Source organism: Arenibacter sp. F20364, from assembly GCF_023015905.1.
GTDB lineage: Bacteria > Bacteroidota > Bacteroidia > Flavobacteriales > Flavobacteriaceae > Arenibacter.
This window is the reverse complement of sequence record NZ_JALKBD010000008.1, coordinates 38,190-62,607: the sequence shown is the minus strand read 5'-3', so window position 1 is coordinate 62,607 and position 24,418 is coordinate 38,190. Positions and strand designations below refer to the sequence as shown.

Below are 24,418 nucleotides of genomic sequence, written 5' to 3'. Positions count from 1 at the left end.
AACCAGAGCGGTTTGGAACAAATTCTTTCTAATAATTTTCATATTCTAATAGCATATTAACTGATTTTGGTTTTAGCAGTTCGTAAGGTACAACCCTTCTATTTTTTGGGTCGCATCTTACTACATATTTTTAATTTGGTCTAAACCTCCATAACTTGTTTAGGGTCCGTACTTATTACTACTTCTTTAAAGACCCTTTCGTTTTGGCCTTCCCCTATGACCAAGGTGTACTTCGCCAAAGAGAATACTGCAGGAACGTACTCGTTTCCCTTAACTCTTACCGATTTTACTATTTCACCGGTCTCCTCATTAATAATCTTGACCACTTGGTTGGATTCCTTAAGCTGTAATCTCGGCAGGTAGCCCAGGGCCCTTCTGCCATCGTTATCATCTTGGCCAATGGTCAATGGCCAACCGGGATAAGTATTTTCATCCGATTCCACATCAAGGTCCGCCAAAAACCGAATCGCTTCCATTTTTATTGTCCTAGCTCTAGTATCAAAAGTAACTATGCCAAAACCGGATGCCTTTTTCTGAGCCTTTAAGTATCTATTTTTTTCTAAGTCAAAATCATCGGTCGGATTCCCAACGGCATATATATAATTAGTATTTCCAAAACCATCGCGATAACAACCCGTATTGGGCAAACCATGTGCCGGTCTATCCGTGAAAGGTACGTTGACCGAATCTGGCTGTCCCCATCTTGGATAGCCCGTTGAAATAGCCGGGGTACAGAAGGTCCAGCCCCCATCCCGCACTTCATCCACACTATATTGCACCATAAAAGGCAGATGTTGATCACCGTTGATGTGGAAGGCACTGGCCTTCCTAATTGTCCGTATTACCTCATCCCTTTTGGATTTAGGCCAACCTCCCGAGTCCAAATCACCGAATAAGAATTGCTTTTTAGGGCCATGATGTGTACCTACGTTGGAAAATAAAGTCTGACTTAACAGTACCTTCATATTAGCATCTTGCCAATCTTGTATCCAGCCATTTAAAAACTCCATTTGCCGATTTCCAAAAAAGTTCAGGCCTTTGGAATCAAGTTCCTCCGGTTTTGCCGGTGCAGTAAGATGATCTATCCTACCTTCCCCACTCCTTAGCTTCTGCGGACCGGACTTAAACAATCTGTCGCTCACAATAGCGAAACTTACTTTGCCATAAACCATTTGGGTATACCAATTAGTGATACCCGATGGCAGGGGCGTTGGATCATAAGGATCTGGCAGGTGGCCACATTGAGTGCGGTAAACCACATTTACCATTTTTGGGGTTTGCACCAATCCTCCATGGGCATCCCTTACTTTTTCCCATTCCTCAAAGGAGATTCCTTCGCCTCCTTCTCCCCACAAATTACCTTGATATACATCGTGGTCATCCGGGGTGCAAATGGTAGGTCTGTCCCGCATAATATTTCCAAATGCCCAACCAAACATATACCACTTACCAAGATAGTTTAATATAGCGCTATCCTCTGGCTGTCTTTTAATGGGATATCCCCCATTGCCCTCATATAACTGATCTCCGGAAAAATACAGCATATCAGGGTTGGATTTCTCCAGGTTTTCCACCAATGGCCGATAAGGATATCCTGCCCATTCCTGACATGTTAATCCACCAAATCGCAGTGGTCTGTCGGCGGGCTCTTCCCTGATTACCCCATCATAGTATTGCTTTTCCTTATCCATGGAATACATCAGGCGATATTTAATATCCTCATCTGAATTCCATTCGTTGATAGTGAAAATGGTGGTAAATGATATGGTATCTATTTCCATTTTACCTTCCTTCACCCATTTGCCATTCTTTAGAAATTGAAGCTCCACCTTTTTAGAATCCTTATTTCCAATAGGGGGAAGCTGGGCCGTTAATTTTAATGTCCCCTTGGAAAGGGTGTACATTGCCCAAAGAATTGGCCCAAAACTATTGTCCGGGATGTATTCTATTTTATTGCCCTTAAGGGAAATGGATTTGGACCAAAATGTACTCCCATCCTTTTCTTGGATGTTTTGCTCCAAGGCTACCAAACCTTCCATTTCTCCGGAGTGATTATAAGTCAATTCCCCTTTTAGACCGTTGTTGTCCACCACCGTCAAGGTACACTCATAACCCCCATTTTTTGGAGAGGCCTCCAACTCCATGTCAAAATTGTTATAATCAAAATTTTCGGGAAGTGGCGTTTCATTGTTGGCCATAAATATTTTGCCATCCAAAGAAATACCTGCTGACACACCTTCCCCAAAATAACAGGCCGCTTTTACACTTTTGGGATCCGTAGTATCCTTTATGCCAATGGTAAATCCGACGGAACCTTTATCAGCATTGTTTTTTAGTAGCCCTAGACTGCTTTTGACCCTAAAATCTCCCTGGTCCTTTTTAAGCACATATGTCAGTAGATGTAAACGGGCGTTTCTCATAGCCCCTTTAAACTCCAGTCGTTTGTTTTTAATTTCCCAGTCTTCCATGGGAATACTCCAGAAATCTTTTCCGATCCAGACCCTATCGTTCAATTTTGTAAAACTGAAGTCTTTGGGTCCTACCAACCTATTGTTTGCATTTTCCTTTATCGCACCGCTCTGAGCAAAAACATTAGTAAATGGGTTGGCAATTATTGGAATTGCCAACCCTACTTTTTGAATAAATTTTCTTCTTTTTAAGACCATTTTACGAAAATGATTAATTTCCTAATTTAGGATTTACGTTGACTTCCGATTCTGGAATTGGCCAAACGTCATCCACACCTTCCCTGAAATCTTTAGTGGTAACATACCACCTAAATTGTGGGTCTATTTTCTTGGAAGTTGTTGGATAAAGTGTTGAATTGGGGAATGGTGCCCCCCAAAAATCCCCTACTAACACTTCATCACCAATCCCCCATCTAAAGATATCCCATAAACGTTGTCCTTCCAAGGCCAACTCAATTCTTCTTTCATTTCTTAAAATAGGTCTTAAGGCCGCTGCATTGGTTTCGGTAATAGGAGGCAATCCTACTGAGGCCCTACCCCTAACGGCATTGATGGTCTCGTCCAATAATTGTTGGGTAATGGCATTGCCAGCTTCGAGCTCGGCCTCCAAATAACTCAATAATACTTCCGCGTATCTGATGATTGGAATATTTCCACCATAATCCGTCCTTAAGTTACCACTAAAGGATTCATCAAAAAACTTGCGCAGACCGTAACCTGTTCTGGTTGCCTGCTTGGAATAAGTTAATTGATCTACAGATCCAGAAGAGTCTGGATGACAATCATAGATCCTACCTGCGAATGTGGCACCATCCCATATAAGGTTATATCTAAATCTTGGGTCCCTATTGGCTCCCATGTCATCATAGTCGAATTTTGGATCATCATAGGACAATGGAGTTCCATCGTCAAAACCGTAGGCATCCGCTAGACTTCCCAAAGGGTTTACGATATGCCAACCCGAGGAAACCGCCGGATAGGCATGCTGGGGTAGGGCATTTCCTGCCTGCCCACCAAAATACTGCGAACTAAATATATTTTCACTACTGCCCTCATTAGCAGGAATAAAAAGCGATTGGTAATCTGGGTCAATAATATTGTCACCCATATCTATGATCTGTTTGTACGTTGTGGAAGCCTCCGGAAAATTCTTCTCCCCGAGATACAACCTTCCCAGAAAAGCAAGCGCCGCTTGTTTACTTGCCCTACCGGCTTCCCCTGCTTTCAGTTCCCCGAATGTCGGAAGCGCTGCGGTAGCGGCCTTAAGCTCATTCTCTACAAAAGTCACCAATTCCGTTTTAGAAGCCTTATCCACATTATTGGCCTCATCTGGCGTCAAGGTAGAGGTTACCAAAGGAGCACTGCCCCAAAACTGTGAAAGGTAAAAATATTGTGTGGCCCTTAGAAACTGAACTTCGGCCTTCATTCTATCTATTTTGGCCTGTTCCATATCCACCTTGTCAATATTTTCCAAGAAATCGTTGCAAATAGCGATCCTCTTGTAGGAGCCTTGCCAATATCCGTTTATAACATTGTTATTGGGCAAAAGCGTTCCGTTCGTCAATCGATTCTGGGTTGAGTTATCACCTCTACGATCATAGGCGTTATCTGTGGCAAATTCCATGAATACGATACCGCAGTAGGTCCACCAGTCGGAGGGAACCACCTGTGTGCCGTATTCCACAGCCCCTCTATAAGCACCTGTAAGCGCTATATTGGCATTGGACTCGGATGTCCAGAAATTATCTGCAGCAAAAGCGTTGCTGGGAAATTGCTCCAATTCCTTATCGCAGGAAATAACTGTTCCCAAGGATAGGATCCCCAGCAGAAGAAAACCTAGGAACCCGGGTTTAGATGACTTTTTGTTATATAATTTGATCATGATCTTAAAATTTTAGGTTTATACCAAAAGTGTAGGTAGTTAATATGGGATAATAAGCTCCGCCTCCAATTATTTCAGGATCCCATCCCTTTCTATAGGAATTAAAAGAATGCAGGTTCTCTGCCCCTAAATAGCACCTTAAACTGTCTATACTCAGGACATCGGTCAAAGAATTTGGAAAATTATACCCGAGCTGAATATTCTTTACACGTAAATACCCTGAATCAATGACCCAAAAATCGGATGTTTCCGTATTGGCCGATCCACTGTTGGTCAAAACTTCCAATCTAGGATAATCCGGGTACCGTACGGGGTTGTTAGGATCGAACCTACCGTCCATTTGCCAACGCTGTATATTTCCTAAATTAAAGAAAGCATTCCCTGCGTAACCGGTCAATTGCCCTTTTACCTCTGCCGTTCCCTGTAGTAAAACAGACAGATCGAAATTTTTATAGTTAATACCTAGATTGGCGCCAAAAGTATATTTTGGTATACGGCTTCCCAAGTAGGTGCGGTCATATGTTGGATCTACCTTGCCGTCCGGAACTCCGTCCGGGCCACTGATATCCTTGTACCTAAAATCACCGGCCTGTGCTGTAGGATTTACCGCCGACATATCTGGCCAGCTATCCACTTCCCCATCATTTAAAAATACCCCATCTGCCTTATAACCGTAGTACATCTGCATGGGGTATCCAATAAACAGGTCGGAACCATTACCTACAAAGCCATTGGGCTGTTCTACATTACCTAGACCCAAGGTGATAACCTCGTTGTTGATGATAGAAAAATTGGTGTTGATGGAATATCCAAAATCTCCAGCTTTTCCGCGATGGCCCAGGTCAAATTCCCATCCGGTATTTTTAACTTCTCCGGTATTGGTTTCACTTATGCCAACTCCCAAGACCGAGGATACACTTGCAGAAGGCTTAAATAGCACGTCTGTTGTATTTCTATTGAAATAGGTGGCATTAAAAGTTACTTTCCCGTCAAAAAAACCGGTTTCGAGTCCTATATCCGTGGTTTCTGTAGACTCCCATTTTATATTGGCATCCTTGTAATTGGCATAGGCCGCCCCAGTGGCAAGACCTCCACCCAAGGAATAGTCCCTTCCGGAAGCCAAAACCGTTTGATAGGGATAGTTACCTATATTCTGATTTCCTAATATACCCCAAGAGGCCTTTACTTTTAAATTGGATATCCAAGAAACATCATCCATAAACGATTCTTGGGATACACGCCATCCCACGGCAGCGGATGGAAAAAATGCGTATTTATTATTTTCCGGAAAGCGCGATGAACCATCATAACGCATGGTAGCCTCAAAAAGATATTTTTGGTCAATACTGTACTTTAACCGGGAGAAAAAGGATTGTAAGGCCCATTCCGCATCATAGCCTCCAGATTGCTGATTTTCGGCACTACCAAGATCCATGACGGTATAATCATTACTCGCAAAATCTTGACGATAACCATTGAAAAGGGATAGTTCCTCATTTTCAAAGGAATATCCTGCCAACAAGCTAAAATCATGAGACCCAAACTCTTTGGTGTACTCCCCGGTAAACTGCATGGTCTTAAAAATAGTTTTGTTGCTCTGTTGGTTTAGGTACGACTGCCCTAAAAATACATCCTCGTTTAATCTTTGGGAGGCTAAGTACGAACGCTCTTCATAAAGCGTAAAATTATACCCTCCGATCGCGGAAAACACCAAATCATCAGAAGGCTTCCAATCCAATTTCACATTTACCCCGACCCTTGTTGTTGGATTGGTTAAATATGACTTGGAATCCAACCAAGCTACGGGAGTCCCACCACTTTCAGGTCCTATTCCGTAATTTCCTTGAGAATCCTGACCTAAAAAAGTTGCTGGATAACGCACTGCATTTTGAACAAGTTGATCCAAAAATCCACCTCCTTTATTCGCAGTGGCCTGAGGCTCTTTTCGTTCTTCCAAAGCGCCAAAAAATCTACTGTTAAGTTCAAATTTTTCACCTAACTTGTTATTTAGGTTCATACGAAAGTTATAGCGATTAAAGCTATTTTTAGGTACAATGCCCTGTTGGTCCAGCATACCTGCAGAAACATAGTATTTGTTTCTTTCATCTCCCCCATTTATGGTAAGGGTATGTGAGGTCTGTATTCCACTTCTAGAAAACAGATCTTCCAAGAACCTGGTATTCGGATAATTGTCAGGATCGTTTTGCGCCCTGTAATTTTCAATGTCCTCGGCACTAAAACTATTGCTTCCTGAAGCTATATTGTACATTTCCGCGTATTCCCAAGAGTTGGCAAATTCAGGTAGTTCCGTGGCCTCATTGACACCAATATAACTGTTATAGCTAACGGAAAACTTTTTATTGCTTCCGCTTTTGGTGGTAATCAATATGACCCCGTTGGCAGATCTGGCTCCATAGATTGCTGCAGAGGAAGCATCCTTAAGAACGGAGATCGAAGCAATATCGTCTGGATTTATATCATTCAAGGTACCTGCAATTCCATCGATCAAAACAAGTGCATTTGGAGTGGCACCAAAGGAACCAACCCCTCTTACACTAATGTCCCCTCCACTCTGTCCTGGTCTTCCCGACCTCTGGATTACCGTAACTCCGGGCATCTGTCCTGTTATTGCTTGGGATGCCTGTGTTACTGGCCTATTTTCTATATCCTCGGAGGACACTTGGGATATGGAGCCAATTACGTTAATCTTCTTTTGGACACCATAACCTACAACAACTACCTCATCCAACCCTGCAGCACTCTCCTCTAAAGTAATGTTCAGATTTGTCTCACCACCAATCGGTACTTCCAAAGTGGAAAATCCAATATAGGAAACTACAACAATAGCGTTGAGATCTGCAACTTCCATAGAAAAATTACCGTCAAAATCGGCTGTTACCCCATTCGTGGTTCCTTTTTCCACAATGTTGGCCCCAGGCAAAGGTGTCCCGGTATTATCCACAACGGTACCAGTAATAGTAGGTTGTTGCATACCTATCTTCTGGATACTGTTTTGATCAACTTCTTCTTTTACCCCTGGTTTTAAGGCTATTTGTTTGTCCAACACCTTATAAACAATATCGGTTCCTCTAAATACTTTCTTCAATATCTCCGAGACTGTTTCCCTTTTTACCTTAATGGAAACCGTTCTTTCCAAATCCACTTCCTTCGTGTCCACAAAGAATTTAAATTCCGTTAGGGATTCAATCTTATTGAGAACTTCATGCACCTTAACGTTATTGAGATTCAAGTCTATTTTAGTGTTTTGGGAATAGGTACTTGCATTAACTTGAAATAGTGCAACCAATAAAAATAGTGTTGTTAATTTCATCTTTAAATCGAATCGCCATGAACAACCATTACGATTCCTCGGTTTGTTAATTTTTTTCATAATTTAGTAATACGTTTGGTGGTTAATAAAAATTTTAATCACTTTAATTTGCCAGAAAATGTCGCAAGCATTTTCTGGTTTTTTTTTAGTCGAGTTTGTCCTAGTTTTGAAAGTTTCAGTTCATATTTAGTGGTGTTAAGATTAGTTGATGATTATTTCATTTTGATCAATTTTGTATTCAATGGAATAAATTTCGTTTAAGGTTTGCAATACCTGTTCTATGCTTTCTACATCGAATACCGCGTTATAAGTCTTGTCTTCCAATATTTCATTATTGTTTTTAATGGAGACATTATAGTGCCTTTCCAATTTTTTTCTGATGATCTTAAAGGGGGTGTTCCTAAAGACCATTCTTCCTTCCACCCAACTTGTATACATTTTTGTATCCACATTGGTTACGGATGTTTTTTCAGATTCCTGGTTCCATTCGCCTTTCTCTCCCGGCTCCAATAAAACCGTATTGGAAGAATTGAACTCCTTATTTTTTCCATGTAGTGCAACAGACCCTTCAACCAGCACAGTATTGATATTCTCCTCCTCAGGATATGAAGAAACATTGAATTTAGTTCCCAGAACCCTGACGTTTAAGTCATTTACATTAACTACAAAAGGATTGTTCGGATCTTTAGTAACGTCAAAAAAGGCCTCACCCTTAAGGAAAACTTCCCTCTTTGTTCCTTCAATAAATTTTACGGGATATTTTATGGAACTACCGGAGTTAAGATGAATTGTGGTGCCGTCCGACAACACTAACTGAAAAGTTTTCCCGTAGGGTATGGTCAATTCATTATAAATAAGTGACAATGTAGTAAGGTCACTTGCTACACTCTTATAATTCAAAACATTTCCTTTCTGTTTTCCTACCAGTTTTCCTTTTTTGTCCAAAAAGGTACGTTCACCATCCTCGGTTATCACCTGAATATTTCCGTTGCCCAATTGCAAGGTAATGGCGTTTTTATCAATTACCGGTAGATTGGAATTTGATTTTTGAAGTGTAAAGAAATACCCTGTACCAACAAGAAGTACGAAGATAGCGGCATACATTATAAGTCCTGTAAACCCGGACTTCCCCTTGTTATCACCCAGTTTTGAGTCCAATTCCCGCCAAGCTTTCTCGCCATCTTCATCACTTTTGGCGCCCAAAGCCCAGGCCTTTTTAAATTGAATAAAGACTCTTTTATTCTCGGGAGAATCATCTATCCATTGGAAGATTCGTTCTACTTCCTCTTCTGTGGCATTTCCTAAAAGATACTTTGAAATTAACTGATGATCCATTAACTGGAATTTTGTGTTCCAATTAAGTACACCTTAGAAGTACTTTACCCTACATTGATTTTTGATTTTTTTTGTTAAAACCGCAAAAAAGTATAAATCAAAATAGTGATAACGTAGTTTACAAGTCGTAATTTAAGGAATTTCGTAGCTCTTGTAATATTGGCCTCTACCGCTTTAATAGTAATACCAAGTTCCTCGGCAATCTCTCTATTCTTCTTATTTTCAAAACGCTTTTTTACAAATACCTGTTTGCATTTGTCCGGTAATTCCGCTATTGATTTTTCAATAAGACTTTCCAATTCCGAAAAGGTAACGGAATCAAAATTCATGGAATTCAAAATTTCAGCATGCAAATTGCTTTCCCTTTCCTGCAATTTCCTGGATTTATATTTGCGTACTACCTTATTGTGTCTAAGTAGATTTAAACAATCAGTTTTCACCGAGCGGTACAAAAAGGCTTGAATTCCATTGGTTTTTTGAACTTTTTTCCTGTTCTCCCAAAGTTTAATGAAGGCATCTTGAGCCACACTTCTAGCTTTATCCTGATCGCCTATAAATTGAATACTAAACCCAACGATACTATTGTAGTATTCCTTAAAATAATACTCAAAAGCACGGCGATCACCTTCCTTAAATTGAAGGAAGCGAAAATCGGCCGAACTTATAAGCTCTTTCTCCATTATAGATTACGCAAATTTAACTTTAGCTAGCTGAGTATTTAGCAGCTAAATATACACATTTTTATTAAATGTAAAATTTACGCGTTAAAAAAAGATTTGCAACCCATCGTTCTATGCAGTATTTAATGTACTTAATGGGGCAATTCGCTTTTAATCAATTACCTCAGGGCAAGCCCTTGAGGCATCAGAAGGAAACTACTAATAACATTTCGACGCCCGCCTGAATGGAACGGTCAGGCCCGCCTGAATGGATTCGGGCAAGCAAGCGTAGGTGCATTATAATCTCGATTATCGAGTAAAGTTATCTTAGGGATTCTATGTTCTTCTTGGCATGGTTTGTTACATTGGGCCTTTGCCTAAAACTTTAAACACACGGGTTGTGAAATGCTTATTTCAGTTCCTGTAAACTCTAGAAGCCCAGTTTGTTGATCGACTTTAAACACGGTAATATTGTTGGATTTTTGATTGGCCACCAATAAAAATTTCCCGTCTGGAGATAAAGTGAAATTCCGCGGCCAATCTCCCTGAACAGATTCAATTGTCACAAGTTTGAGATGCCCACTGTCAGAAACAGAATAAATAGCTAAACTATTGTGACCCCTATTGGAGGCATAGAGAAATTTTCCGTTGGGACTTAAATGAATGTCCGCACAGGCATTTTTTCCATCATAATCAGTAGGAAGCGTACTTAGCTTATCAATCCGCTGAAATTGTCCAGTAGCGGGGTCTATGGTGGCAGAAACTACCGTACTGGAAAGTTCGTTGATTACAAATGCCATATTCTTTGACGGATGGAAAATAAGATGTCTTGGACCGTCGCCGGGATCCAATTGTAGACCCACCTCGGCTTTGCCCAATTTATTTTCAGAATCAATTGGATACGTCAAAATCTGATCTATACCCAAATCTATAGCGTACAAAAATTCACCATTATCCGAAAATTTTACGCAGTGGGCGTGTGCGGAGTTTTGGTTGGGATGAGGCCCATTGCCAGTGTGTTGTATCGCCTGTGGGGCATCCAAAACAGCTCCCTTTTCGTTTACGGGATATAAGACTATACCGCCAGAGGCATAATTGGCAGCGGCAAGGAGGTTTTCATTGGAGTTCAACGCAATATAACAGGCGCCATCCCCTATACTGGGCCGGTTGGCCACTCTCTCCAAGGCCGATTTATCTTCGTTCCATTGGAATGCCGAAACACTCCCTGGCTTGGTTCCGTTTGAAGAATAGACCCTTTCCCCGTCTTTGGAGAGATATAAATATCCAGGCTTGTTCTCTTTGACCACATGTTGCCTATTGGTCAGCTCTCCCGTTTCAGTATTAAAGTCGACCTGATAGATGCCCTGTTCCTCTCCCTCGGCAAAAGTACCTACAAGGAGTTTAAGGCCGTCTTTTTGAACTGGTTGTTGACCCTCCGAACCGGTATTCTTAGGCTGGTTTTTACACCCTATGGTTATTAATAGCAGCATAAAAAACAATGGGCAACAGGAAGTATGTTTCATAATATTGATGGAATTGGTTCAGTTTGATTCAGTTAAATATATTCAATTTAAGCGATTTTTCGAAGCCTAAATACCCGTAAGATAGTTCTAAAAAAGATACGGATATATTTTTGGGAATTTTATAGGCTGCGGTAAAGATTCCAGAATTGACCTCGGTTTCCAATACTTCCATTTTTCGGGGTCCATTTCCGTCATTGATCAATATCCAACCTTTTTCCATTTTATCGGGATTTAAATTTAGGGCAGCCTTGAGTTGCACCATTATTGTTTCCCCGGGCTTTGCTTTCTCCAGTTGCTCCTTGCCGTGGGCATCCAACACCCATAAGCTGTGACTCCCTAAGGTTGAAAAGGTCAAGGTTGCTTGCCAACCACGGTTGGAAATTCCCCAACCTTCAGTGGCATAGGCATTCTTTCCAAAAACCTGGCCTTCATTTTCTCCTTTTACAACTTCCACTATTCCCGCTATTGGAAACTGTGAGTCCAAGGGAGAACCATCCAAAGTCCCCCTAACTTCACCCAACTCCCCATATCCGTGGGGGTGAGATTGGGGCCAACCATTTTCTACGCCTTTCCAATAACCGTTAATTCTAAGTCTGTCCTCACTTTTGTTGCTTAAATGGGCCCCTACCGGATTAACCCCAAAAACAAAATCGGTCTGGGCCCATCCTATAGCCCTTAATTCAGGGTCGTTTAGTAGGTGGGCCACTGCAAACATTGAGCCTCCCAAGGCTGGAGCCCCACCCAATTCCTTAGTTTTTGGGTGCGCCCATTCCGTTTCACTATGCTTGCGATATTTCCAAAAATTGTTGGTCCTTTGTTTCATATGAAGTGCCCAAGCCTCCAATTTATCTTTGGAAGCTGACGGAGCTTTATCGGGCAGCAATATCATAAAATAAGCTAGGGCTTGGGGAGTAATGTGTTCTGCATTGCGGATCCACCACATATGGCGTGGATTGTTAAAATCCCAATTGGCAATAATGTCTTCTGCTCCAGATTGGGCCCATTGCAAGAATTTAGTTGGTGAGCCGTCCTTCTCATTTTTTTCACACCAATACATAAACAAATTTCGAAAAACCGACTGTCCGTATGCATTACCCATTTCATTAAATTCCTGAAAACCTTGATCTACCCATTTGGTGCTGTAGGTCCAAAACCGTACCACTTTGTGCCGGTCATATTTTTCCCAATTATCCAAACAGGCCTTCCTATATTTTTGATAGGTTTCTTCTGGTAAATATGGTTTTAAGAAGGCGTGATAAGCGGCACAAACAGCCGCTAATTGGTCCAATGTGTTCCAATAATCGTAGGTCATTCTGGGGTGTCCCTGATACCCCAAGGACCCATGACGGTTCTTTACCGGACCATTATAATCTAAATGCCTATAAGCAAATTCGGCGTGCCAAAGGATAAGCTCAATTAAATCGGACACCTTTTTATCACCCAATTCCGTTTTCCAGTTATCGAAGAGGGCAGGATTACTGGCGTATTGCAATATTTCAAAAATAGTTTCAAGGCCATAGGCACCTCCATCACGCGTTGGTCCACCTCCGTAGACCTCACTCATTTGGTAATTGTTTAAATCGGAAAAACCTCTTGCATCCACAAAAAAATCATAGGCCAATTTAGAGGATGCCGTCTCCAAAAGATGGTCCGCTACCCAAAATGGAACAGACTCCCCATGACCTTTGACTTTTATGCGATATTCATGGCTATCCCCTTTTGGATCAAATTCCGTGAACCACCCTTCTTGATTCAACATTTGGCCTTCAAAAACAATTTTAGAGTTTTGGTCATCAACAATTTGAAAGGGTGTCCCATCTTGGGCCCCATAGCAAACAAAACGTTTGGATTCCCCTAGGTTGTAACCCAATTGGTTTACATAAGGCTTATAGACCATCTTCCCGTTTAAACTTTCTTGTCCTACCACGTTATAGACAAGAAATAAGCATAGATAAATTATGGCAGATTTTAAATTCATTATTTAAGACTTAAATGATTATTGTTTTGTAACCTGGTACTGTACCCGCAACCGGGTCAACTCACTTTTCAATTCTGAAATGGTACTGGACAAAAGTATCGACCCATAAACATTGTTCATTTCAGCAGGATCGTTCTCCAAATCGTAGAACTCCCATTCCTCCCCATCAGGAACATCTTCTCCGTAAAAACGTATGAGTTTATAGCGTTTATTGGCTATTCCTTCGTGGCGGCGTACAGAATGTGCACCAGGGTATTCGTAGTAATGGTAATACAAGGATTTTCGCCAATTATCGGGAGTTTCTCCCAATAACAGTGGGACAATGCTTTTGCCCTGCATATCATGGGGAATAGGTGCTCTGGCCATATCCAAAAAAGTTTCTGCAAAATCTATATTTTGAACTAGATCGGTATTTACACTTCCCGCTTTAACTGTACCGGGCCATTTTACGATCAAGGGCGTGCGAAACGATTCCTCATACATAAAACGCTTGTCGAACCATCCATGCTCACCCATATAGAAGCCTTGATCAGAAGAGTAGATCACAATGGTATTTTTATCCAGCCCCTGCTCTTTCAAGGCTTTGACAATTTCCCCAACACTCTCATCTACGGACCAGATACAGCGCAAGTAGTCTTTCATATAGGTTTGATATTTCCACTTGGTAAGCTCCTTCCCCTTGAGCTGTCCTGTGGCAATTTTCTCATAGCGATCTCTAAATCTTAAATCATTGGCATACATCTCGCCCGAAGCCTTAAGATCCCTATCCAAATTCATACTCGTTGCTATATCCATCTCCTGTTTGTGAGCCGCGGAACCTCGGGTATCATAATTATCAAAAAGGTTATCGGGTTCAGGAATATCTATATCTTCATATTTTGTCATGTAACGCTCCGCAGGATCCCAATTACGGTGCGGGGCCTTATGATGCACCATCATCATAAAGGGTTTATTCTTATCCCTTCCGTTTTTTAGCCAGTTTAGGGAACGATCGGTAATCACATCGGTAACATATTCCCCTTCATAATTGGTTGCACCATTTTCGGTAATAAAATCAGGATGATAATATTTTCCTTGACCGGGCAACACTTCCCAATAATCAAAACCTTGCATTTTCCCTGGCAAATGAATCTTTCCGATCATGGCCGTCTGGTACCCATTTTTCTGAAGTATTTTTTGGAATTGCTGTTGATCATGATCAAAAACCGATTTCTTGGTATTGTCGAACTTCTTATGCTTATGGCTCATTTTCCCAGTAAGTAACGCCGCTCTACTAGGTGCACAAATAGAATTCTCTACATAAGCCTTGTCGAAACGCATTCCTTCAGTTGCCAATTGATCAATGTTCGGGGTGGGGTTTAGGCCCTGCAATCTTCCTCCATAGGCACCTATAGTTTGGTATGAATGGTCATCGGAGAAAATCCATACAATATTCGGTTGCTTCTCTTGTGCCAATACCAAAAAGGGAAGAAGGCACACCACAAGGTTTATTACTTTTTTAATGATCATAATCTATTCTGTTTTCGGTTGTCAATCATTGTTTTTACCGCTTTCCAAAAAGGTAACATAAGTATAATATACCCCATATTTTTCGTCCCCTTCGATAAAGTCATTTACTAAAAATGTTTTTCCTTTCTCCAGATACACTTCAAAGGTCACTTCTTCCTCTTCCAACTTAATATCTTTTTCCACAATTTGATTGGCAATCTGAATTCGTGCCTTATTAGGTGAAATGGGTTTGTACTCGAACCAATTTTTAGGGTTTTGTTTTGGCACGCCAAGGATGGGGCCCGAACATTCTTTAGGCCATCTTCTACAGGATATGCGATAAGTACCCTCTTGCTCTACGTTGATAGCATGTCTGTTGTTTTGGTTCTTTAGTCCTTCAGCCACTTGTTCGCTTTTCCAAATAGGACTATCATCACCAATGGCATGTTGAATGGTCAATTTTATTTCTTTTTGATTAGGATTGCCCACAATCGCTGTAGGAACTTCATAATACTCGGTATTGGTCTTTACCTCATTCAAAAAGTTGCTGTTGTTCGATAGCAGTCGTTGCACCAATTCGGGATTCTGCGCGGCAATATCGTTCTCTTGTCGGCGGTCATTTTCAATATCGTACAAGGCCGTACCGTTCACCAAGCGCCACTTATCCAGTATCAAACAGGTTTGTGCGATATCATGGGGTGGTCGCCAATCTTGACGGCTATGAACGAACAGCGTTCTTTCACCCAATTCGTTGTCCTTTTTCAGGAGTAAGGGCGAAAAATCTAGGCCATCGAGCTTCAGTTTCTCGGAAATTTCTATATCACACAAACCCGCAAGGGTGGGAATCAGATCTACATGGGCTGTAGTTGCATTGATGTCCCATCCTCCCGTTACCTTTCCCTCTTTCCATCGGATGAAAAAAGGCACTCTGTGCCCTCCTTCCAGTTCATCCCCTTTTCGCCCTCTGAAGCCCATATTATACCCTAGGTTCCTCTTGCTGTCAAATCCGGCGGTCGCCCCATTGTCGGTCATAAAAATTAAAATGGTGTTGTCAGCCAATTTTCTTTTTTTCAGGAACTTTTCAAGCCTGCCGAAATTTTCGTCTATGTTGGCAATCATTCCAAAAAACTCGGCATTGGGTATTTCGGTTCCCACCAAAGACTTGTAGGGTTCGGCGTATTTTTCGTCCACATAATGCGGACTGTGGGGTGCATTGGTAGGCAAATAAATAAAAAAGGGTTCTTCGGTATCTTCGATAAATTTCATGGCCTCATCGAACCAAACATCGGTGCAATACCCTTCAAATCGTTTTGGTTCTTCATTGACGAAATAGGTATCGTTGAAATAGGTATTGCCCCAATAATCGGACAATTCCCCAACACCTCCACTCTTATGGTGCACGGCAACCTCAAAACCGAGATCTATTGGTCGTACCGGATAATTGTCCCCTAAATGCCATTTACCGAACATTCCCGTTCGATAACCATTTTTTTGAAATAAACGGGCCATGGTGGTAGCCCCTTCCGAAAGGGCGTCACGGCCTTTGTAAGTAGCCCAAGCACCATTATTGATTGGGTAGCGACCAGTCATAATCGCCCCACGGGTTGGCGTACAGACCGGACTCACATGAAAATCGGTCATACGCACAGCGTCTTTATAAAAGGCATCGATATTTGGCGTTTTAAGCCAAGGGTTGCCATGGCAGCCCAAATCGCCTATACCCTGATCATCGGTCAGCACCAGTATGACATTGGGCTTTGATTGTTGTGAAAACCCAAACTGTACAAATAGTGCCAATACACAAATGAAGTACTTCTTACTATTATTCCGGTTCATATCGGTAACCATAATTTCTGTTTATTACAAATTAGAGACTGCTTTAAAAGTTATCGCCCCTCCGGATGATTATTGATATTCGGCTTCTGGGCAAAATAGACTTCTGGCTTGTGCCATACCCCTGTTTTCTTATATTCGGGTATATGCTGGTCTAGACTAAGGTCACAGTCAAACCGTGCAATAATTGAATATCCCTTTTTCGGTTCACCGGCATTAATAAAATGTGATAGCCCCCAGGTAAAGCCCCTACCATTCCCACTATCGGCAAACATATCAGCGGCATAGGGTCCACCTGCTATTGGAGGCAAAGAAATGACCGAGGCAATTTCAAAATTGACTCCGTCTTTAGAATATTGTACGGTCTCTCTTTCATTGCCGTCTTTAATGGTAATATTGGCAATGCCCTCCTTAAAAGGGAAATATGTGGTCTCATGCCCCGAAGTCATTACGGGGTTCAAGGAGTGCTTTTCAAAGGGTCCCAAGGGGTCTTCGGCTATGGCCAGACCGTGACCTACCGCATATTTATCCCTAATATCGGGCCATTTATTATAGGCCGCTTTATAATAAAGGTAAATTTTTCCTTTATAAACAATGGGCTGGGGATCGTGGGTGGCATCTTGATCCCATTCGCCCTTTTTCCCAAATGGGATTACAGCATCGCCGCCATGTATCCATGGTCCGTCAGGTGCATCGGCATAAGAAACGGAAACCGGGCACCAGTCACCACGTAACCCACTTGGTTCGTTAAACGCTTGGTAGTAGAGGTAGTATTTTCCTTTCCAGACCAAAATATCCGGTGTAGCAACAGAACGCCACCCTGGTTTGGGTTTTTCAGGTCTTTTGATGGCTACACCTTCTTCTTTCCAGTTGATCCCATCGGCACTCGTGGCATACCAAATTTCGGCCAGGTCCCAATCGGTCGAAGGTATTTCATCTGTAGCTTCCTTGGCCCTGTCCCAACCAATAGGTGGTGTTTTAGTGTGACGTTTGGTATACCACACATAATATTTTCCGTCTACAAAAATTGGTCTTGAGGGGTCACGGCGGGTAATAGTTCCATCACCACCATTGTAATCGAATCCTTCTAGTTTGGTGTACTTGAAAAGCGAATAGAGTTCATTGTCTTGAACCCTTGGTGTGGGATAGTCGAACATTCGTTCGGCCGAAGCACTTAATGGGAAGTCCGGTTTTTCTTCCGGCATTTTATGTGGAAAAACTTGATGCTCCTGTGTCTCGGCATTTTCCGTTACCGCAGACTTTGATTCTTGTTTTGAATCGGAGCATGCAATTGTTATGCTTATAAGCACTCCGCCTATAATTAGTTGTGTTAAAATTGTTTTGAGTTTCATTGCGTTCATATTTCAATTATGATTTTCTATAAGGTTGTGGCTCGTTTTTTCGATTCTTTCCCTTTGGGACTGGCTTAGGCCCCAACGATAGTAATCTTCGGGAGGCCAAAGGTTATTGTGCTCCTTCATTTCGGGGTCATGAACATCAAGACTAAGGTCACAATCGAAACGGGCCAATTCTGAATACGTTCGTCCGTTGACGCCTCTGACATTCCTGAAATGTGAAATGCCCCAAGTTATTCCCCTTCCATTGCCATTATCTAAAAAGGCATCAGGTATAAATGCATTCGGACCGATCGGCATCATTTCGGTAATGGCCACAACTTTGAAATTCACCCAGTCTTCGGCATATTGAATGGTAAAATGTTCAGGTCCATCGCGAATGACCAAAGAGGCCACACCCTCCTTATACGGAAAGAAACAGATTTCATGGCCCGAGTTCTGAACAGGGTTTAAAGGATGCCTTTTAAATGGCCCCAGAGGATTGTCGGCAATGGCCAGACCGATACCACTCCAAACCGTACCCGGTCGGTTAAAGGCAGATTTGTAGTACATGTATATCTTACCATCGTGGACCAGTGGCGTGGGATCTTGAACCGCGAATTGATCCCATGCGCCCTTGCTTCCCGTGGGTAGCACTTCTTTGTTCACGACCTTCCATGGCCCATTGGGCGAATCGGAGTACGCCATGCCAATGGGGCAGTAGTCGCCCCTTAAGCCACTAGCTTCTACGAATGACTGATAGTAGAGGTAATACTTTCCTTTGAATTTTAGAATATCCGGTGTGGCCACGGCCCGCCAGCCAGGCTGTGGTTTCGGTGGTCGCTTTACCGCTATGCCCTGTTCTTCCCATGTAAATCCGTCGGTACTTGTGGCGAACCATATATCGGCCAGGTCCCAATCGGTAGAAGGTATCTCATCAGTGGCTTCCGCTGCCCGATTCCATCCAATTGGAGGGACTACCGTATGTCGCTTGGTATACCAAACATAATATTTGCCATTTTCAAAGAGTATTTTTGATGGGTCGCGTCGCGTAACAGTACCATCTTTCCCACCATAGTCAAAACCTTTTAGTTTGGTGTATTTAAATTGGGAATACAGTTCGTTCTCAGGATTCAACGGCGACGGATGATTGTCAAAAACGCGTCGCATCGCCTCACTCATTTCTTGGTTCTTTGTACTATCGGTAAGGTTATAGGGAAATGGCGTTTGTTGTGCGTTTGCCGCATCTATTCCACCATAAAAAGTCAGTACACACCATACAAAGCAAAATCGGGCAGTACCTAAGTCGAATGGTATTTTCATGTTTGCATATTTTAAAAAATTGATAATCATATTCTTTTTGCACCAAAACAGCAGGCCAAACCCACAAATTTATTTGTAAATCTTTAGCGGTATCTGGAGATTAAACGATTGACGGACTCCGTTTGCATCAAGCGTATCCGCGGCACACAAAAGGGCTATGGGTTCTCCATTTTCCCGATACACCTGAGGCCGTTCTAAGTGAGTGAATTGTTGGGTACGTCCGTTCTCCCAGGTAACGATACGTTCCGAAATCTCAAAATTTTTGGCTTTATTCCATTGAATTCCGTCTTCAGAATCATAGTGCACCAAAGAAAATTTCCTTTCCCCTCCCTCATGCTTGATACGTTTTACAATAGCCCGAAACTTCCCGTCTTGATACCAGATATAAGGGTCTTCGGCAGGAAAACGTTCACCTTTGAAGGTAAAGACCGGATCGGGATATTTTTTGAAAGGTCCAGTGGGACTGTCGGCAATGGCCACCATATGTACTACCGGACCACCTCCTGGTAAGGGATGTTTTTTACCTACCGCCTTATAGACCATCAATATTTTACCATCTGGCATCTGGCATACAGAAGGGTTTGAGGTCATTAAGGCATCATAAGCATCTTCATTGGGTGAAACATCCAAAACTGGTTTATCAAAACGTTTCCATGGTCCGTTGGGCGATTCAGCAACGGCCACCCCAATACGTTGGTTGTTTCTATGCAACCAGTTGATCTTCGGTTTTCCGGGAACACTTACAACTTTTTTGTCTCCTGTATTACCCATATAGTACAAATAATATTTGCCGTTAAACTTATGTATTGTAGGATTATGAGTAGTAGAACCGTCCCAAAATTCAGCACCACGATCTGGTAAGGCATCGTCCTTGGGTTGGAAAGGACCGAATGGAGACTCTGAAACCGCGTGGGAGATTACGGAGTAATTTACCCACTCCCATCCTAGTTTTTTTGGCCAACGGGAATAAAACATATGGTAAAGACCATCTTCGCCTTTTACCAATGACCCACCCCATATACTAAGGCTATCGTTTCTAAATACAGATTTAGGGGATACCTTACCAAATTCTATTTTAAAATCAGAGGATTTTTCCACTTCCAAGGAAGCTGTTTTCTTTTCCTGTTTACAGGAGATTAATAAAATGAGAAAAAGAATTAAAAAATTAATTTTTTTCATAATGTTCTGATATTTACTTGTAGTTTACATTTTTGAGGTTCGCCTGTTGCCGTTTTTTATGACCTTATACCTAGAATCCTTTTAGACGGTAGATATATATCTATATAATTGGAACCTTCTCCATAAATGGCATGAAATTTCCAATCCCCACTAAGCATAAATAAATCTTCCCCATGGGTGTCCATCTCCATTTCTTGGGCGGAGCAGCATCCGATCACTAAAAGTAAAGCTCTATATATGACAAGTCTTAAATGCATTGTAATAGTATCTTTTTCAGTAATCCTTTTTTACAAACGGATGTTTCTCTTTAGATTTTGGCTCACGAAACACCCAAGGTTTCCATGTTTCGTAACGTTCTTTCCATTCTTCCAAAGTTCTGGTTGGGTATTTTGATGATAATCCGCCTTCCCTAAAATCTTGTGAAACCCCTTTATCCTTGATCTGTTCTCTCCAATTGTACAATTCTGCCAATAATTTGTCCTTTATATCGCCATAATGGAGGTCATAGGCAAGATTGTTCAATTCATAGGGGTCTTTTTCGATGTCATATAACTCAAACTCGGGTTTATTGGGTGCAAAAAACTTTGCCTGATCCTTATTGAGCTTGCCTTCCATATACATTACGTTCATCTCGGCCAACATAGGGTACATATCCTCCTTGTATCCACTGTATTGCAACCAAGCCCGCTCTGGCATTAGATTATGGATCAACTTGTATTTTTTGGAGCGAATGGTTCTCATTGCGTCATGTGTTCCCCCCATCCGATCTCTTGCCGCAAAAATGTACTCCCTATTTTTTGAGGCTTCTTCAAAGAGGTTTTTCCCCTGCAATGGATGTTTGGGTTTCGCGCCGGCAACCTCTAAAATGGTAGCGGTTATGTCTATGGTCTGTACCATATCCTCAATCACCTGATTTGGAGCCACTTTGCCAGGCCATTTAATGATGAGCGGAACTTGTAAGCCGGGGTCATATAAGAACTGCTTGCCCCTAATATGGCAGCGTCCGTTATCTCCAATTAAGAATACCAGTGTATTCTCTGAAAGGCCTTCTTTGTCCAAGCGTTTTAGAATATCCCCAATTTCCCGGTCACATATCTGCATTTGTTCCAGGCCATTGGCCCAATCGCGTCTTGCAAATGGTGTATCCACATAATATGGAGGTAACTCAATATCATTCGGATCTATAGGGTTTTTGGCATCCCTATTCCATTGTCTATGGGTTCCTCCCAAAGTAATCTGAGCAAAAAACGGCTGTCCCTTTTCGCGTTCTTTCCAATCCTTGCCCATAAAGCCCAGATCTCCTTTAAAATTGGCATCCGTCTTGTTGTAGAGCATCAGGGCAGTAAAGTACCCCGCCTCTTGTAAAAGTAAGGGCATAGGCTTAATTCCATACGGTAAAGATTTTCTATCTTCTTTTGCCGTTCTATGCTGTTCGGCCCCTATATAATTTTGATGAAAACCTGTGATCATTGCCGATCGGGATGTGGAACAGACCGGGGAAGTACAAAACGCATTGGTATATCGCATACCTTCCGTTGCCAATTGATCCGTAACAGGGGTCTCAATTCCCTTGGTTCCGTAACACCCCAAGTCGAGCCCCCAATCCTCGAGCATAATCCAAACAATATTGGGGCGATCCACTGGAATGTTTTGCGCCATTAAATTATTCGAAATAAAAATTATTACTAAGCAAAGGATTCTAATCGGTTTCATATTACTATTCGTTTTTCTGGCGGTAGCGCTATTATTTGTAGTTGGTTACTTTTTAAGTTCCTTGATACCCGACCACTCTGTAGCGTCAGATTTTATTTTAACAAAAAACAGTTCTGAAGAAGGCCAGGGAATTTTAATGGCCCCTTTAAGCTCGGTATTTATTTCTTCCGAAAGATTATCCGCACTGTTCCCATACCTAATAGTAAACACGGAATCCCTTTCACTCACCGAATAACCGAGGCCAACACTCTCCCCCTGTCTCCCCAAAAATTCTATGGCCGGCACATTCGATGCTACCACTATATCCTCTCTGTTCAAGATGTCCTGACTGCCATAACAGCTAGAGGTTTTAACTTCAATATCCATTGGGGATAATAAGGCAACCCTAATACCTTTGGCGTTCTGTTCATTTTTTAGATCAAAATTCAATGCAGTATCGCCGGGTTTGATTGTAGGTAGTTCTATGGTTCCTTCAGAAATAGTTGCCCCTTTTCCATCAAACAACTGGTATCTTAATACATAGCCATTGAGAATAAAAGACGGAACATCCTGTTTTTTTCTGGGCAGAAGTTTTATCGTCAACTCTGTTTCGCTCAAGGAACATGTTAATGTTTGGACCGGTGCATAAATATCTTGAATTTGTGTAAAGGCCTTTTTTTTGTTTCGCCATACATCCACCACGCCCCAAGCCCTATTCTCTGATGGGGGCGTATTTTTATAGTTGCTGCGATAATCGTTGTACGTCCACAATGAAGACCCTACTACAAAAGGTAGTTTACGTATTTTTTCCAATTCGTCAACAAGTCTATCCGTCAGTTTTGAATCTGGGGTCAATCCTATTTGATTGTCTCCTATTTCAGAAATAAAAATGGGTTTACCAGGAAATTTACGATGGGCCCTGTTTACTTTTTCATAAGTTTCCCCATAAGAGTTCATACATAGCAAATCTAACTTTTCATAGGGCTCGTTGCCTATTTTTGCCAAGGGAAGATGGGAAGTAAAACTTACATAGGTTTTTAAGCGGGTAGAATCCAAGCCGCTCACATGGTCCAACATATCGTTTACATAATTGTATTGTTCAGACGTCATCGTCATATCTTCCCAGCTCTCTTCCGAATTGCCAATTTCATTGCCCATACTCCAACCCACTACACTGGCATGGTTAAAGTCGCGAGTAATCATTTCACTCAACCATTTCTTTGTTCTTGGATTGTTCGGTACTGCGTTTGGCGCTCCTCGCCCCCACACTGGAATTTCCTCTATGATCATATATCCTATGCTATCGCAGAATTGTAGTAGCTTTTTTGAAGCAGGGGCATGCATTATTCTGGAAAAATTACCCCCAAGGGATTTTATATCCAAAATGTCGTTGGCTATTAATTCGTAAGGTTCGGTGTTACCATGCAAACGGTGATCGTGTACACGGTTAAAGCCATTTAAGCGAACAGGTTCGTTGTTCAGCACCAATTCCTCACCCACCGCTTCCAGTTTCCGAATACCGAACTTATCCGATAGTTGATGTACATTTAAATTATTGATAAACATTTCACTATCCAAAAGATACAGATAAGGGTGGTCAAAATGCCATAATTTTACAACGGACAGATCCTCTTCAAATGATATGGAGGTTTCCTTGCTAGCCTGTGCAGGGATCTGGGCGGTAAACGTCTCGGATCGCCAGGGTCCAGTTTTGGAATCTGATAAGTTTGCTTCAATTTGGACCGACTTCCCTTCATCCGAGTTGTTCTCGATTTTGTAGGTAATCTTAAAATTAACTTTGTTGGTCTTAAAATCGGGTATTGCGACAATGTGCTGCCATACCATACGAACATCACTGTTGGCCGTCAAGGTTACATCCCTACTTATTCCCCCCCATGCCCACCAAGCTCCGCGTTTAAATGTATTATCAGCCATAACCACCAATGAGTTGGTTTGTCCCAAATTGACCTGTCCCGTAATATTGAATTCAAACGGCGTGTAGCCCCCTTCGTGTTTCCCCAATAATTTTCCATTTAGCCAAACCTTAGATGTTTCGTAAACAGCATCGAAACTTAACCTAATTTGTTTGCCCTTCCATGATTCTGGAATTTTAAATTCCCGCTGATAAAAACCTTTTCCTATAAAATGGGCATATTTATTTTCTACGTCCCAGTTGCCCGGGACTTCCAAAGTATCCCATGTCCCAAAATCGGAACCAGAAACCTCTGTCTCGTCAATATCGTTGGATGCCATAAATTTCCATGTCCCATTGAGGGATATTTGCTCTTGGCCATTGTTAACATCCTCATTTTTAGTCGAATTATCATCACAGGAAACCATAAGGGATAAAACCAAGAGGAAAATATGAAATTGAAAATTAGTCATAATACCAG

Annotated in this window: 15 protein-coding genes; all 15 read right to left on the bottom strand. The window is 41.9% G+C overall.

Annotated features, from left to right (window positions below; all coding sequences use genetic code 11):
* Nucleotides 1-140 precede the first annotated feature (140 nt).
* Entirely contained in the window at nucleotides 141-2,666 is a 2,526-nt protein-coding gene (locus tag MWU84_RS08385; RefSeq protein WP_246900560.1) for an alkaline phosphatase D family protein, read from the bottom strand.
* Nucleotides 2,667-2,679: 13 nt separating this feature from the next.
* Nucleotides 2,680-4,350, bottom strand: a complete 1,671-nt coding sequence (locus MWU84_RS08380) for a RagB/SusD family nutrient uptake outer membrane protein (protein WP_246900558.1) — start codon at nucleotides 4,348-4,350, stop codon at nucleotides 2,680-2,682.
* 4 nt (nucleotides 4,351-4,354) lie between these two features.
* Nucleotides 4,355-7,741: a TonB-dependent receptor gene (locus MWU84_RS08375; protein WP_246900555.1), complete on the bottom strand. Its 3,387-nt coding sequence runs from the start codon at nucleotides 7,739-7,741 to the stop codon at nucleotides 4,355-4,357.
* Between the two features lie 141 nt (nucleotides 7,742-7,882).
* Complete coding sequence (locus MWU84_RS08370; protein WP_246900554.1) at nucleotides 7,883-9,016, bottom strand: FecR domain-containing protein; 1,134 nt, start codon at nucleotides 9,014-9,016, stop codon at nucleotides 7,883-7,885.
* Nucleotides 9,017-9,090: 74 nt separating this feature from the next.
* A complete protein-coding gene (locus MWU84_RS08365; RefSeq protein WP_246900553.1) occupies nucleotides 9,091-9,696 on the bottom strand; it encodes an RNA polymerase sigma-70 factor in 606 nt (201 codons plus the stop codon).
* A gap of 356 nt (nucleotides 9,697-10,052) precedes the next feature.
* Nucleotides 10,053-11,198 carry a lactonase family protein gene (locus MWU84_RS08360; protein ID WP_246900552.1) on the bottom strand — a complete coding sequence of 382 codons (1,146 nt, stop codon included), beginning with the start codon at nucleotides 11,196-11,198 and terminating at the stop codon, nucleotides 10,053-10,055.
* A 28-nt stretch (nucleotides 11,199-11,226) separates the two neighbouring features.
* A complete protein-coding gene (locus MWU84_RS08355) occupies nucleotides 11,227-13,176 on the bottom strand; it encodes a cellulase N-terminal Ig-like domain-containing protein (protein ID WP_246900551.1) in 1,950 nt (649 codons plus the stop codon).
* A gap of 18 nt (nucleotides 13,177-13,194) precedes the next feature.
* Nucleotides 13,195-14,685: a sulfatase gene (locus MWU84_RS08350; protein ID WP_246900550.1), complete on the bottom strand. Its 1,491-nt coding sequence runs from the start codon at nucleotides 14,683-14,685 to the stop codon at nucleotides 13,195-13,197.
* Between the two features lie 21 nt (nucleotides 14,686-14,706).
* Nucleotides 14,707-16,512: an arylsulfatase gene (locus MWU84_RS08345; protein ID WP_246900547.1), complete on the bottom strand. Its 1,806-nt coding sequence runs from the start codon at nucleotides 16,510-16,512 to the stop codon at nucleotides 14,707-14,709.
* 38 nt (nucleotides 16,513-16,550) lie between these two features.
* Nucleotides 16,551-17,849 (bottom strand): glycoside hydrolase, encoded by a 1,299-nt coding sequence (locus tag MWU84_RS08340; protein WP_246900544.1) that lies wholly within the window; start codon nucleotides 17,847-17,849, stop codon nucleotides 16,551-16,553.
* A gap of 12 nt (nucleotides 17,850-17,861) precedes the next feature.
* Nucleotides 17,862-19,154, bottom strand: coding sequence for a family 43 glycosylhydrolase (locus tag MWU84_RS08335; protein WP_246900541.1), 1,293 nt, complete (start codon nucleotides 19,152-19,154; stop codon nucleotides 17,862-17,864).
* Nucleotides 19,155-19,223: 69 nt separating this feature from the next.
* On the bottom strand, nucleotides 19,224-20,333 hold the full coding sequence (locus tag MWU84_RS08330) for a glycoside hydrolase family protein (RefSeq protein WP_246900540.1): 1,110 nt from the start codon (nucleotides 20,331-20,333) through the stop codon (nucleotides 19,224-19,226).
* Between the two features lie 56 nt (nucleotides 20,334-20,389).
* The gene (locus MWU84_RS08325; protein WP_246900539.1) at nucleotides 20,390-20,590 is read right to left on the bottom strand and encodes a hypothetical protein; all 201 of its coding nucleotides are present in this window, start codon (nucleotides 20,588-20,590) and stop codon (nucleotides 20,390-20,392) included.
* Nucleotides 20,591-20,606: 16 nt separating this feature from the next.
* Nucleotides 20,607-22,046 (bottom strand): sulfatase, encoded by a 1,440-nt coding sequence (locus MWU84_RS08320; protein ID WP_246900538.1) that lies wholly within the window; start codon nucleotides 22,044-22,046, stop codon nucleotides 20,607-20,609.
* 45 nt (nucleotides 22,047-22,091) lie between these two features.
* Complete coding sequence (locus MWU84_RS08315) at nucleotides 22,092-24,410, bottom strand: glycoside hydrolase family 2 TIM barrel-domain containing protein (protein ID WP_246900537.1); 2,319 nt, start codon at nucleotides 24,408-24,410, stop codon at nucleotides 22,092-22,094.
* Nucleotides 24,411-24,418 lie beyond the last annotated feature (8 nt).